The 14,290-nt window shown below is 38.4% G+C and carries 12 protein-coding genes; 7 read left to right on the forward strand and 5 right to left on the reverse strand.

Annotation, left to right across the window (positions count from 1 at the left end; genetic code table 11):
- Positions 1 to 45 precede the first annotated feature (45 nt).
- From BTO22_RS06985 to BTO22_RS07000, 4 genes are all read right to left on the reverse strand, one after another.
- Positions 46 to 1,077: a cytosolic protein gene (locus tag BTO22_RS06985; RefSeq protein WP_105054867.1), complete on the reverse strand. Its 1,032-nt coding sequence runs from the start codon at positions 1,075 to 1,077 to the stop codon at positions 46 to 48.
- 205 nt (positions 1,078 to 1,282) lie between these two features.
- A complete protein-coding gene (locus BTO22_RS06990; protein WP_105054868.1) occupies positions 1,283 to 2,101 on the reverse strand; it encodes an alpha/beta hydrolase in 819 nt (272 codons plus the stop codon).
- 152 nt (positions 2,102 to 2,253) lie between these two features.
- Positions 2,254 to 3,225: a hypothetical protein gene (locus tag BTO22_RS06995; protein ID WP_105054869.1), complete on the reverse strand. Its 972-nt coding sequence runs from the start codon at positions 3,223 to 3,225 to the stop codon at positions 2,254 to 2,256.
- A 41-nt stretch (positions 3,226 to 3,266) separates the two neighbouring features.
- On the reverse strand, positions 3,267 to 3,695 hold the full coding sequence (locus BTO22_RS07000) for a hypothetical protein (protein ID WP_105054870.1): 429 nt from the start codon (positions 3,693 to 3,695) through the stop codon (positions 3,267 to 3,269).
- A 461-nt stretch (positions 3,696 to 4,156) separates the two neighbouring features.
- On the opposite strand from BTO22_RS07000, the gene rbsD reads away from it, so the two are divergent.
- The 6 genes from rbsD (at position 4,157) to BTO22_RS07030 (ending at position 10,308) form a co-directional block, all read left to right on the forward strand.
- Positions 4,157 to 4,576 carry a D-ribose pyranase gene (rbsD, locus tag BTO22_RS07005; RefSeq protein WP_061028751.1) on the forward strand — a complete coding sequence of 140 codons (420 nt, stop codon included), beginning with the start codon at positions 4,157 to 4,159 and terminating at the stop codon, positions 4,574 to 4,576.
- 12 nt (positions 4,577 to 4,588) lie between these two features.
- Positions 4,589 to 6,103: a ribose ABC transporter ATP-binding protein RbsA gene (gene rbsA / locus BTO22_RS07010; RefSeq protein ID WP_105054871.1), complete on the forward strand. Its 1,515-nt coding sequence runs from the start codon at positions 4,589 to 4,591 to the stop codon at positions 6,101 to 6,103.
- Positions 6,100 to 7,086: a ribose ABC transporter permease gene (rbsC, locus tag BTO22_RS07015; protein WP_060991147.1), complete on the forward strand. Its 987-nt coding sequence runs from the start codon at positions 6,100 to 6,102 to the stop codon at positions 7,084 to 7,086. The genes rbsA and rbsC overlap by 4 nt, the downstream gene beginning before the upstream one ends.
- Positions 7,087 to 7,226: 140 nt before the next feature.
- A complete protein-coding gene (gene rbsB, locus BTO22_RS07020; protein ID WP_105054872.1) occupies positions 7,227 to 8,108 on the forward strand; it encodes a ribose ABC transporter substrate-binding protein RbsB in 882 nt (293 codons plus the stop codon).
- Between the two features lie 199 nt (positions 8,109 to 8,307).
- Positions 8,308 to 9,228, forward strand: coding sequence for a ribokinase (gene rbsK, locus BTO22_RS07025; protein WP_105054873.1), 921 nt, complete (start codon positions 8,308 to 8,310; stop codon positions 9,226 to 9,228).
- A gap of 78 nt (positions 9,229 to 9,306) precedes the next feature.
- Complete coding sequence (locus BTO22_RS07030) at positions 9,307 to 10,308, forward strand: substrate-binding domain-containing protein (RefSeq protein WP_105054874.1); 1,002 nt, start codon at positions 9,307 to 9,309, stop codon at positions 10,306 to 10,308.
- Between the two features lie 70 nt (positions 10,309 to 10,378).
- Here BTO22_RS07030 and BTO22_RS07035 read toward each other — a convergent pair whose 3' ends face one another.
- Complete coding sequence (locus tag BTO22_RS07035) at positions 10,379 to 11,233, reverse strand: DNA ligase (RefSeq protein WP_105054875.1); 855 nt, start codon at positions 11,231 to 11,233, stop codon at positions 10,379 to 10,381.
- Positions 11,234 to 11,585: 352 nt separating this feature from the next.
- On the opposite strand from BTO22_RS07035, the gene BTO22_RS07040 reads away from it, so the two are divergent.
- Positions 11,586 to 14,246, forward strand: coding sequence for an ExeM/NucH family extracellular endonuclease (locus BTO22_RS07040; protein ID WP_181044575.1), 2,661 nt, complete (start codon positions 11,586 to 11,588; stop codon positions 14,244 to 14,246).
- The last annotated feature ends 44 nt before the right edge of the window (positions 14,247 to 14,290 follow it).

Here is a 14,290-nt window from a genome sequence, read left to right on the forward strand (position 1 = left end):
CCCATTTTAAACGGGGCGCTTTTTCTTCAGACAACGAAAGAAAATCTAAAGTAGCTGTCTAAGCTTATGTTCAACTAAAGGATCGTTTGGCACTAATTGCTGAGCCATTTCTAATAATTTAATCGCATCTTTAGGATGATCATCTTGATGTCTAAGTGCGATATCAATAAGCGGCTGCACATCAATTTGTGCTTGATGCTCTTGCACATGTTCTTCTTTCTCATCAATCAGAATATTATGAGCTTTGCTCAACAAGCCTAAACGGTGTTCTGAGCTCGAATTAACTTTGCTGAGACGTTTATAATAATCTTCTTTAAAACGTAACGTTCTCGTTTGCTGGCGAAACTGTGCAATATCAATCTGTTGATTACGAATGAAATCCACTGCTACTTGCTTATAAAAGCCAAATTTATTCAAGTAAGTTGCATGAGTTCCATGCCCCATCCCAAACACCCGTAAGTGAGTCAATTCTGGATAACGTTTAGCGTGTAAACGGTCGATACGATTGGTCGGGTCATAAATGATGTAACCCTTCGCTTTACCTAAATCAAGATCGTGATAATCCCCTTCCCAATCAAACTGCTGTGCAATTTCAGTACTAGAGCGATCATCCCAAGGAGCTATTTGTTGATTTTTAGTACTCACAGGATGAAACAGTAATACTTGGTCAAGTTGCAGCAAGTTTGCAAAAGCACCGACAGCAAAACCACCACGACTCAGCCCATAACCTAAACGATAAGTAAAAGGTTCAAGCAACGTAGCTAATTGTTCTAAAAAGAAAATCAAATTTCGACTACGAAACCAATTGCTTTTTCCTAAGTGTTGGAAAGAGATAACGTTCACTTGCTGTTTTTGTGCTAAGTGGTAACCCCAAGGTGCAAAATCTTCATGCAGATCTTGCTCTTGTACGTTAGTTCCAGCAGGAGAAAAAGTGAATAATAGCGGCTTGTTCACATCAACAAAGTTATATTTAACATATACGTTGTCTAGTAAGTCTCCACCAGACATTGGCAGTTGTGCTTGCTGCTCTGAACGTGAGTTGGTTAACCACTCATCTAACCAATATAGTAATTTCATTTAATCTTCCATCAAAAACAGGCGCGAGATTGTATCAAAGATAGCCGTTAAACGAAAATTTTAGTTTGAACACTAATAATTACAGTTGGAATGATTTCGGTACAAAAAATGCCAAGTTATACATATAACTTGGCATTTAATATAAAGAAGTGAAGAACATTCGATGACTCGGTTAAATCCACCGGAAACGATTTAATCGTGATTTTTACTCTAGATGGCTAATAAACTTATCTACTTCCTTGTAAAAAAGAGAAGCATCGTTTTGAACCCAATGATTAGCATTTTGAAATGGTATATTTTCTAACGAGTTAATAAAGTTTAATGCTTCTTTACACTCATCAAGACTATTTGTTCCCCAAAAATAACATTTAGGTAAGTCTAAATTCTCATACATTTGCCCCCATTCAACAACGCCTCTTGAGTCAAGTGTTTTATGTTGTGCATATATTTCACTGGCGGTTTCCCCTAATACGGTAGAAGAGCAACGCCTCAATGATGATAAATATTTAATCCCTGCACTGTGCCCCCAAGAGAACGAGAATTGTTTAGCAAAGCCATCTCCATGCACCCATGATTCAAACTCAACCTTATCAGTGCTACGATATTTATCAGAGATAATTTTGGACAAAATAATGCTTTCTTCGTGTAATCCACCTTCTGCATTAATAAACCCATCGATTCTATTTTGATCATCAAGGTTACACGCTAACGTACCAACATCCCCACCCCAAGAATGACCAATAAGAACACACTTTTTAACCTCTAGTAAATCAAGCGCTTTTAATACACGCAAAGCTTGAAACTCAGTAGTATGGGAAATATTAGATGCAGGAGAGTATCCATACCCACACATATCAAACATGACTAAATTATATTGAGCAAGATAATCAAGCGCATCAACAAAACAAAGATGAGACTCCCCTAACCCATGAATAAAAACGACTGTTTTCTTAGACGATTCAAATTGGGTTGATAAGCAATATAGCTTATCATCATCAATATCTAACCATTGTTCATTTAGCATGTAATCCCTCAAACCTACAATTAATACACCTATTGATACTATACAAATCAATAAATAATTTAAATCATAAAAGAGCAAATCTAAAGACAGGTGATGAACAATAATGCATCTATTTATCGATATTTAATACTAAGTATTACAACCCTACAGATCTAAAATTGGCTGTTTTCAAAACGATATTTAAGATCGATAGCCAGGTTGCTTGGTAACGTAAGTTTGACATCAAGCGCGTCAGGCAATCTGTCACCATCCGTATTTTGATAATTATATTCATACTGAGTAATATTATCACCGCTTGTTTCTTTGAGGTATTTAATCGGAAAGAAAGCAAGTCCAAAAAAGTCCATATCAACTTTCCATTCTTTTATTGGATCAACATAATGTACACCGTATATCAATGAACCATCATCTATGTATTCTAATTCCACCACTCTTACCAAGTTACCTTGTTTTTCATGGGTTGCTTTTTTAATTTCACCATTATCATAATAGTCTAATTTCAGAGTATTCCTATCCAAAACGGTATGGTTCAATTTCTTAATCTCTTTCACTCTTTTTAGTCGTCCATCAGAGTAATAAGAATAACGGTAAACAAGTTTCAATTTATCTAAACGGTTATCTGATTTTTGAATACGTTTAATTAAATGTCCTTCATCACTGTATTCATATTTAATAGTATACGTTTCCTCTGGTAACCCCTCTAAATTGGAAACATGATCGTTAAACACCTTCTTACGCTCAATACTAACAACCCTTCTGTCATTGATTTCTTTGTATTCATATTCAGAAATAAAATTTTGTTTGGTATGCTTAATATGAGAATCAGGATTATTAGGTTGCATCAAAGCCTTCGCTACTTTTACTGTCCCATCAGGGTTATATTCGTAGTTAAAAATACTGTCTAAATACTTACGTTGAGTGACTTTATTTTGTTCATTATAGAGATACTCTCCAACAATACTTTCCTTTTCCTTAAGGATTTTAACGAAGGTGTTTAGCCGTAAATTATTTGCTATTACTGAATTCTGATCGACATAATCTTCAAAAACAGAATAACGTTCATAAGCATAAAGTTGAGGACTTATTATTAAAGCGATAGCGGTAACCACACATTTTATATTCACAATTATTTACTCTTAATTAATAGTTAAAACGAAAGAATGATTTAATGTTCAGCCACTGTATAAGTAAGCATGTTCTGTCTACCTATAGGTTCATTCGATCCCGATATCTGAGTAAATATTGCCATACCATAAGTATTTGTTAAGCACTTAAAAAGTACAGAATGAGAAGGTTTAGTTAAGGGGAATTGCTCATCTCCAAAATAAATCCCAATACCATTATCTTTGTCTAATACCTTATAAGTATAACTACCATTAAAAGGACCTAATTCTCTATTAAGAAATTCAGTCATATATTTTTTATTAGAATACGTTACTTTAACAATAGCACCGGCATTAGAATTTAAAGTAGAGTAAGTAGGATCAATGACATTAATAAATGTCATATTTTCTAAGGTGTCAGGAACCGAACAATTTGCAAAAGTGAATCCTGAAAATGTCATTAGTAACATCGTAATGTGTTTTTTTAGCATCAAATTATTCCTTTAATATTTTATAATAATTCGCCCCAACATGGGAACGATACCAATAGGAATATATATCATTTATATGCTTTACAACTATAGTTTATGTCTATAATTGCTGTGAGACATTTGCTACATTTATGATAAGTGTCAACTATTACAAAAAAACTAATGACTAATCAGTTAAATTGAAACTCTCCCTTCTCTATTTATCATGAGAATTTAAATGAAAGGCTTTGTGTTAAAAATAATTTAAGTCTTTACCAAGGTTGAATAATAAAAATTTGCGCTAGATCTCTTATTTAGTCTTTCATCAATTAGATTTCTGCGTTTGATCACACTTAGTTACATTCTTGAGTGCAAAGTGCTATTTCTTGCTCTAAATTCACCATCGAAACGTTTACGCAAACGTTTCGATGGGCATTAAACAAGCAGTATGTGTTCATTATTAATTAACTAAAGGTATTCTCATGAAGAAAAATACACTACTAAACGCAGAATTATCGTATGTAATCGCCACTCTTGGCCATACTGATGAAGTCACCATTTGCGATGCTGGCCTGCCGATTTTTGAAGAATCACAACGCATCGATTTAGCGGTAGTTCAGGGAATACCAACCTTCATTGATACCGTAAAAGCAACATTGTCTGAGATGCAAATTGAAGGCGCTATCGTTGCTGAAGAATTCAAAACCGTTAGCCCACAACTACACGATGAGCTGATGACTCTTATTGCTGCTGAAGAAGCATTGTGTGGAAAATCAATTACCGTTTCTTATGTGTCTCACGAAGCATTCAAAGTCCATACTCGTAACAGCAAAGCCATTGTTCGCACAGGTGAATGCACTCCTTACGCTAACGTGATTTTCCAATCTGGCGTTGTATTTTAAATAGGACACGTTATGACTCAAGCTATCTTAGAATTAAACGGCATTGAGAAAGCCTTCCCCGGTGTTAAAGCACTGGATGGTGCTTGTCTTAATGTCTATCCCGGCAAAGTTATGGCCTTAATGGGCGAAAATGGCGCGGGTAAATCAACATTAATGAAGTCATTAACTGGCATCTACGCAATGGATGCAGGTGAAATTCGCTACGAAGGAAAAGCCGTTAACTTTAATGGACCTAAGCATTCTCAAGAATCTGGTATCAGTATTATTCACCAGGAGCTTAATCTTATTCCTGAGCTTACGATTACTGAAAACATCTTTTTAGGTCGTGAGAAAACAAACGCATTTGGTGGCATCAAATGGGCTGAAATGTACAGCGATGCCGATGCCCTACTTAAACGTTTAAATGTAAAACACCACTCTCGTCAGCTATTAGGTGAACTGAGTTTAGGTGAGCAACAAATGGTTGAAATTGCAAAGGCTCTGTCGTTCAAATCTAAAGTTATCATTATGGATGAGCCGACAGATGCACTAACAGACACTGAAACTGAATCTCTATTTAAAGTCATTAATGAATTGCGTGATGAAGGTTGTGGCATTGTTTATATCTCGCACCGTCTAAAAGAGATCTTCGAGATCTGTGATGATATTACCGTGCTTCGTGATGGTAAATTCATTGGCGAAAGAGTCGTTGCCGAGATTGATGAAGACATACTCATCGAAATGATGGTAGGCCGTCGTTTAGATGAACAATATCCTCGTATTGATACTAAGCATGGTGAAAAATCATTAGAGTTATTCGATGTATCTGGTCCTGGTGTTCATAATGTTAGCTTCTCATTAGATCGAGGAGAAATCCTTGGGATCTCAGGTTTGATGGGTGCTGGTCGTACTGAGTTAATGAAAATTATCTACGGTGCAGCGCCAATGACATGCGGCGCTATCAAGCTGAACAATAAAATGATTAACCCGATTTCTCCACGTGATGGATTGGCAAATGGTATCGCTTATATCTCTGAAGACCGTAAAGGTGATGGACTTGTTTTAGGTCTATCAGTTAAAGAAAATATGTCTTTATGCTCACTCGATAAATTATCGAAAGGGGTTCAATTAGATCACTACGCAGAAGTCACTGCTGTCGAAGATTTCATTCGTCTATTTAACATCAAAACCCCTACTCGTGATCAAATTATTGGTAACTTGTCTGGCGGTAATCAACAAAAAGTGGCGATTGCTAAAGGCTTAATGACTCGCCCTAAAGTGTTGATCTTAGATGAACCGACACGTGGTGTTGATGTTGGTGCGAAAAAAGAGATCTACCAACTAATTAACCAATTTAAAGCAGAGGGCATGAGTATTATTTTGGTCTCATCTGAAATGCCTGAAGTATTAGGAATGAGTGACCGCATTTTAGTTATGCATGAAGGCCATATCAGTGGCGAATTCATGGCTAAAGATGCCGATCAAGAAAAATTATTGGCTTGTGCAGTAGGTAAAGCTGTTGAGCAAAACGTCGAGGTAACAGCATGAGCACTAAATCTATGACTCCAGCAGAATCACAACAAAAGAAAGGCGGCATCTTCTCTAAAGAATGGCTGATTGAACAAAAATCATTAATCGCGCTATTGCTTTTGATTGTCGTGGTTTCTTTTTTGAATGACAACTTTTTCACCGTCGACAACATCTTAAACATCTTACGTCAAACCTCAGTTAATGCGATCATAGCTGTAGGTATGACATTAGTTATCTTAACCGCAGGTATCGATTTAAGTGTTGGCTCTGTATTAGCCCTTTGTGGTGCCTTTGCTGCAACCATGATTGGCCTTGAAATTCCGGTAATGATTGCGGTTCCTACTGCACTGCTTGCAGGTGCTGCTCTGGGTGCAATCAGCGGTATTATTATCGCTAAAGGTAAGGTTCAAGCCTTTATCGCAACGCTAGTAACAATGACGTTATTACGTGGTGTGACAATGGTTTACACCGAAGGTCGCCCTATTTCAACAGGCTTTACTGATGTAGCTGACAGCTTTGCATGGTTCGGTACAGGTTATGCACTTGGCATCCCAGTTCCAATCTGGTTGATGGTTATTGTATTTGCATCAGTATGGTACTTACTAAACCACACTCGCTTTGGTCGTTATGTTTACGCATTAGGTGGCAATGAATCAGCAACACGTTTATCTGGTATCAATGTAGATCGCGTTAAAATCGGTGTTTACGCTATCTGTGGTCTACTTGCGGCACTGGCAGGTTTAATCGTAACGTCTCGTCTTTCTTCAGCTCAACCAACAGCAGGTATGGGTTATGAACTAGATGCTATCGCAGCAGTAGTTCTTGGCGGTACAAGCCTAGCGGGTGGTAAAGGTCGCATCATGGGTACTTTAGTTGGTGCTCTGATTATCGGCTTCTTGAACAACGCACTAAACCTATTAGATGTTTCTTCTTACTACCAAATGATTGCCAAAGCTGTGGTTATCTTGCTGGCGGTACTAGTGGACAACAAAAACAAGTAATACCTAATAACTATATAATCAAACATATTTTAAATAACGATACCCCCTATAAATTCGTTTGCTGTTTAAAACAAGAATAGGCACAACCAGACGTACCATGTTTGACTTGTGCCGCCCTACACCCTTATAAGGAATATAGAATGAAAAAGTTAGCAACCCTAATCTCTGCAGCACTACTTTCTGCCTCTTTCGCATCAACAGCTTCGGCTCAAGATACAATGGCGATGGTCGTCTCTACTTTAAACAACCCATTCTTTGTGACAATGAAAGAAGGCGCTGAAGCAAAAGCAAAAGACCTAGGCTACAAACTGATTGTTCTGGATTCTCAAAACGATCCAAGTAAAGAGCTTTCAAATGTTGAAGATCTTACGGTTCGTGGCGTAAAAGCAATTCTAATTAACCCAACAGATTCTGACGCGGTATCAAATGCGATTCGTATGGCTAACCGTTCTGGTATCCCAGTCCTAACTCTTGACCGTGGTGCAAGCCGTGGTGATGTTGTAAGCCATATTGCATCAGATAACGTTGCAGGTGGTGAAATGGCAGGTAAATACATCATGGAAAAAGTGGGCGAAAAAGCACGCGTTATCCAACTTGAAGGTATTGCTGGTACATCGGCTGCGCGTGAACGTGGTGAAGGCTTCATGAAAACAGTAAACAGCGGTGATTTGACTCTACTAGGTAGCCAACCAGCTGATTTTGACCGTACAAAAGGTCTTAACGTAATGGAAAACATGATTGCAGCAAACCCTGATGTTCAAGCGGTATTTGCTCAAAATGATGAAATGGCGTTAGGTGCTCTACGTGCTGTTCAAGCTTCAGGTAAAGACGTATTAATCGTAGGTTTTGATGGTACTGAAGATGGTATTGCAGCGGTTAACCGTGGCCTACTTGGTGCAACTATCGCACAACAGCCTGACCTAATCGGTGCTCTTGGTGTAGAAACAGCAGTTAAAGTACTTAAAGGCGAAACAGTAGAGAAATACATCCCTGTTGACCTGAAAATTATCGCAAAAAAATAAGATAGCTTAATAAATAAAACTGGGGCATTGGTACGCTCACAACTAAATTGTATCAATGCTCCACTCTTCTCAAAAATAGAAACACAGAAAACCTATAGTTAAATGAATGAAACTATAAATAAGCTAGTCTCCCATTTACCCATATGTTTTAAGACCGATAACTTCAAGGTCATTTCCAGATAAGAAACAAAGGCACATTATGAATAAATTAGTTGTTTTAGGTAGCGTAAACGCAGATCACGTTCTTCAAGTTGCTTCTTTCCCTCGCCCGGGAGAGACGTTACACGGTCACAGCTATTCTGTTATTCCTGGCGGAAAAGGCGCAAACCAAGCGGTTGCTGCGGCACGTTTAGGGGCTGATATTGCTTTCATTGCAAGTGTAGGTGATGACAGTTTTGGTCACCAAATGATTGAAGCTTTTAAGTTCGATGGCATTAATACTGAAGGTGTGATGATTGAAGAAAACACCCCAACAGGTATCGCTATGATCCAAGTGGCAGCAACAGGTGAAAACAGCATTTGTATTTCAGCTGAAGCGAACGCACGATTAACGGCAGATCGCATTGCGCCTCATCACGGACTAATTGAAGCGGCTGATACCTTGCTAATGCAACTTGAAACACCGATTAAAACCATCGAAAAAGCAGCACAAATTGCAAAAGCAGCAGGCACTAAAGTCGTTCTAAACCCTGCCCCTGCTCACCAATTAAGTGATGACTTATTACAACTTGTTGATATGATTACCCCAAATGAAACAGAAGCCGAATTATTAACAGGTATTGAAGTGACTGATATGGCAAGTGCTCAACAGGCTGCCGACGCGCTTCATGTTAAAGGCATTGAAACTGTGATGATCACTCTGGGTAGCAAAGGTGTATGGATCAGCCAAGAAGGTAAAGGCCGTCAAGTTGAAGGCTTTAGAGTTCAAGCAACCGACACAACAGGTGCTGGCGATACTTTTAATGGCGCGTTTTTAACAGGATTACAATCTGGTCGCAAATTAGATGATGCCATTAAATTCGCTCATGCTGCCGCCGCTATTTCAGTTACACGAATGGGTGCTCAAACGTCTATCCCTTCTATTACGGAAGTTGAACGTTTTCTATTAGAGCATCATTAAAGGTCACATTGAACACGACCTGTCTCTATTTTCGTGCCTTTATTTATTTTAAGTAAAGGCACAACAAGGATTGAATTTATGGCAACAATCAAAGATGTAGCCAAGCATGCAGGAGTTTCAACTTCTACCGTTAGTCATGTATTAAACAAAACACGTTTTGTCAGTGAAGACATCTCAGAGCGTGTTGCGCTTGCTGTTACAGAGCTAAACTACGCACCATCAGCACTCGCTCGTAGCTTAAAAGTCAATCATACAAAAACCTTTGGTATGCTAGTTACTACCTCTACCAACCCTTTCTTTGGTGAAGTCGTAAAAGGCGTAGAAAGACGTTGCTATGAAATGGGCTATAACCTTATTTTATGCAACACCGAGGGCGATGCACAACGAGTTCATTCAAGCTTAGATACCCTACTACAAAAGCGTGTTGATGGCTTATTATTGATGTGTACTGAGATTGAAAACCAAGTACTTGAGTTGTTCTCTCGTTACCAAGCGGTTCCAACCGTTGTAATGGATTGGGGTTTAATTGATTTTCCAAGCGATAAAATACAAGATAACTCCCACCACGGCGGCTACTTAGCAACAAAACATTTGATTGAACAGGGCCACACTGAAATCGGTTGTTTAACAGGCCCTCTTAATAAACTCCAAGCACAACAGCGTTTAAGTGGGTTTGTGCAAGCGATGGAAGAGTCTGGATTAGAAATCAACAAACAATGGATTGCGTCAGGAAACTTTGAGTGTGAAGGTGGTGAAAGTGCATTTAATGAACTTCATGCAAGAGGAAAGCTACCAACAGCCCTATTTGTGTCTAATGACATGATGGCAATGGGTATGATCAATTGTGCGAGTAAGAAAGGAATTTCAGTTCCTAACGACATTTCTATTGTCGGTTACGATGATATAAAGATGGCAAAATACATCACGCCATCATTAACGACAATTCATCAACCAAAACATCGTTTAGGCCAACAAGCTGTTGATTCTCTATTAGAAAAAATTGCAACAAAATCAGAAACCAACCGAGTGTTTCAGTTAGAGCCAACTCTTATGATTCGTGATAGCGTTAAAGCTTTATAGGCCCGTATCTTTTTATAAATGCACATATATCCTGTAAAAATAGAGCCACCCTTCCCCCCGAGGCGCTCTATTAATACCCTTCTCGTACTGCAATATATCTCGCAAACTTAGGGATACCACTGTCTGTAAACCCATTGTAGCGATAGGTCACTTGAGCGCCTAGCTCTGGTGGATTCTCTCTCACAGCAAGTGTTAAACCACTGCCAATTTTAAATTCTTTTCCATTAGGCATTCTTAATATCAATGCCCCAACCATTCCTTTGAATTTTCCTTTCCCATCGGTGTAACCAACAATAATCGCTTCATCATCTTGATGTTTTTTTACTTTAATTAAATCATCACTACGCCCCGGACGATACTCTTCCTCAAGTTTTCTTAACATCAGCCCTTCACCATTTTGGGCAGAAATCACTTCTAATGCTTTTAAAAGAGCTTCTTCTGTACTGATAGGATAATGCTCAACTAATTTCAAATGGGGGCGATTTAATGTATTCACTAACGCTTCAAGTTCATAATAACGTTTAGGAAACATGCCTGCCGACTGTGGTAAATCAAACATCATAAAACGAATATCAGCCCACTGTTTATCATCAGGTTGGCTATCAAGAACTGTTCTTGCTACGTGTTGAAATCCTCCTCGACCAGCCCATAACTCACCATCAATAGCATAATCAGGTAGTGACTCAATAAACCAATCAGGAGCCACAATAGTATGCCCTTTACGAGTAAGTAATTCACTTCCAGTCCAATAAGCCCTTATCCCATCTAGTTTTTCACTTACCCAATACGCATCAATATCGATTCCTTGCTCATAGCTGTTCGCTAATGAAACCGCAATAGACGCAATGTTTGGCTCATCATGTGAAAAAACAGGAGTCGACATTAACCCTATGGAAATCAAAATAGAAAGAGTGGTCTTCTTCATTAAAGTGCGCCTATAAATAGTGATGGTTTTTTATAATTACATGCCAATCAGAGTTTCATTAGCTCTTTTTATTATAAATTCATACAGTTTCGACTCATGCCAACAATCAATGTAAGTGTTAGAACTAATAACTTTCAATTTATCTTATACCATAGATACCTGTCTAAATATCCACTATTACCGATCTTGTTATTTAATTGACCTATGCCAAATTTACACCTTTTCAAAACGATTTAGATCTCAGTCTTAATGCAAAGGTAATGAATATGACATATCAATATGAGAGCTTTTAACAATAAATCTTATAAATAAATCTTTAATTCATATAACAACAACTATGGAAAGCAGTAAAATGAAAACAACTCAGTTAAAAAGCTCTCTGGCGATGGCAATTGGCTTAGCGATCTCTGGTAATGTTTCTGCAGATATTATTATTTCTCAATATGTTGAAGGCGGAAGTTACAATAAATCATTAGAGATCAGTAATACAGGAAACAGTCCTGTCTCTCTTTCTGGCTATGTTCTTAAATCTAAATATAACGGATTAAATGAATGGAAAAATGACCTCGATCTATCCGCAATAACACTGAACGCAAAAAGTGTTTATGTGATTTCAAATAGCCGCGCTTCTGATGAAATTAAAACCGTAACCGACAGTATTGAAAGTATCGTCAACCATAATGGCGATGAGACATACATGTTATTTAAAGATGGTACAGAGAATGACCGAATTGGTATTGATGGTGACGTTGATTGGGGCAAAGACAAAAGTTTTGTACGTACAGTTCAAACGCCAAGTACCACATTTGATGCCAACATGTGGCTTGAAAAACCAAAAGATAACATTGAAGGCTTGGGAGAATACCAAGAAGGCGTAACGCCACCTCCACCGTTTGCTTGTGAAACAGATTCTGGTAATACCCCAACCTTTACAGAGATCAATTCGATTCAAGGTACGGGCGATAAGTCACCATTAATTACAAGTGGATTCATTTCTGATGATGACTATTTTGTGCAAGGTATTGTCACCGCTCGTGGCGAAAGCTTATTAAAAGGCTTTTACCTACAAGGCTTAAATGATGATCATGATTCAAATAGCTCTGAAGGTATTTTTGTCAGTACTGGTAGCGCCCCAGCACAAGATATTCAGCCGGGTGCTGTTGTTTGTGTAAAAGCAAAAGTACAAGAGTACTACAACCAAACACAACTAAAACCAGACACCAATAACTATCTTGTTCAACGTTCAGAGTCTCCAGTTGCAGTAACAGAACTGATAATTAATGAAGGAGAAACGCTGGCTGAAGCACTAGAACGTCACGAAGGCATGCACGTTAAATTAACCTCTCATTCCGATCTACGTATCACACGAAACTTTAGCTTTGATTATGATAGCAAGCGCAACAACATGATGCTTTCTCATGGTGAGCCTCTATTTAAACCTACTCAACTGTTCGCAGCAGAAAGTACTGAAGCAATTCAATTAACGAAAGATAACGCTAACCGCCAAATTACCATTGAATCAGACAATAAAGCAGCAAACGGAAAAGTCCCTTACTTTCCAGATTTTGCATCTGATATAGATCAAGATGGCAGTGCCGATTCTTACCTTCGTTTAGGTGCTCGTATTGAAGGATTAGAAGGTGTTATTGCTTATTCCTATGGCCAATATCGATTAGTCGCGACCAATACAATCACACAAGAAAACATCATTACTAAAGCGTTTAACGCGGATGGCGACACGCTATTCAACGTAGAACGAACTGATGAACCAAGCATTGAAGATGAAGATTTAACCATCACAAGCTTTAACGTTTTAAACTACTTTACGTCAGTGGCAACGGGTGGTGATGCCAACCCAACAGGTCAAAACCGTGGCGCGGTAAATGCCGATGACTTTGCGGTGCAACAAACAAAAATCATTGCAGCTCTAACGGCCATTGATGCAGACATCATTGGTTTAATGGAAGTTGAAAACAACGGCTTTGGTGAAAACAGTGCAATTTATGATCTAACCAAAGCACTAAATGCCAACTTTGAAGATGAAGAAGATCATTATAAATTCGTTGAAATTGAAGCCGCTGATAAATATCAAAGTGAATATTTAGGCTCTGATGCCATTATGGTTGCCCTACTTTACCGTCCTAGCGAAGTGAAACTAGAAGGAAAAGCACGAGTAATCAAAACACCGGAACAACACGTTGCTGAGAATGCCGTCACTCGTGATAACAAAGGCACCATTGAGTTTAACCCTGCATATGATAAATACCAACGTCACAGCTTAGTACAAGAATTCATCATTAAAGAAGCAAAAGAACCTCTAACTGTTGTTGTTAATCATTTAAAATCGAAAGGATCTGAGTGTATTGAGCAATGGCAGAACTTTGAGGAAGACAGTGATCCTGCTGATCTACAAGGTAACTGTAACCGCTTTAGAGTATCAGCAGCGAAAGCCATTGGGGACGAGTTAAGTACCGTTGAAGGTGATGTACTTATCTTAGGTGATATGAATGCCTATGGCATGGAAGATCCACTACTGACACTGACAGATTACAGCCCTGAAAAATATGACCGCGATATCTTCACAGCCTCATACACTACGTTGGGGAATGATGCCGCAGGTAACCCACTGCCATATGAAGAAATCGGTAGCCAAATTACACAAGGTTATGGGTATTTAAATCTAAATACACTGTTACACGGAACAGAAACTTTCTCTTATACTTACTCAGGTGAATTAGGAAATCTTGATCACGCATTAGCAAATGAATCACTGGCTGATCGAGTCACAGAAATTGAAGATTGGCACATCAATGCCGCAGAAAGTAACTTATTTGAATACAGCCCGAAATACACAGGAGACATGGTGAAATACAAAGATGTGTATTCCGCTTCAGATCACGACCCTATCGTTATCTCACTTGAGTATAAAAAAGCCGCATCATTCAATTTATTCGCTTTAGTTTCTTTATTCGGTTTTGGTTTCTTACGCAGAAAAACAGTTAAAAGAAGCTAATACTCGATACCATAGCAAATAAAATGGTGGCTCTGTATCTCAAA

Origin of the sequence: Aliivibrio sifiae, from assembly GCF_002954705.1 — a bacterium.
Classification (GTDB): Bacteria; Pseudomonadota; Gammaproteobacteria; order Enterobacterales; family Vibrionaceae; genus Aliivibrio; species Aliivibrio sifiae_A.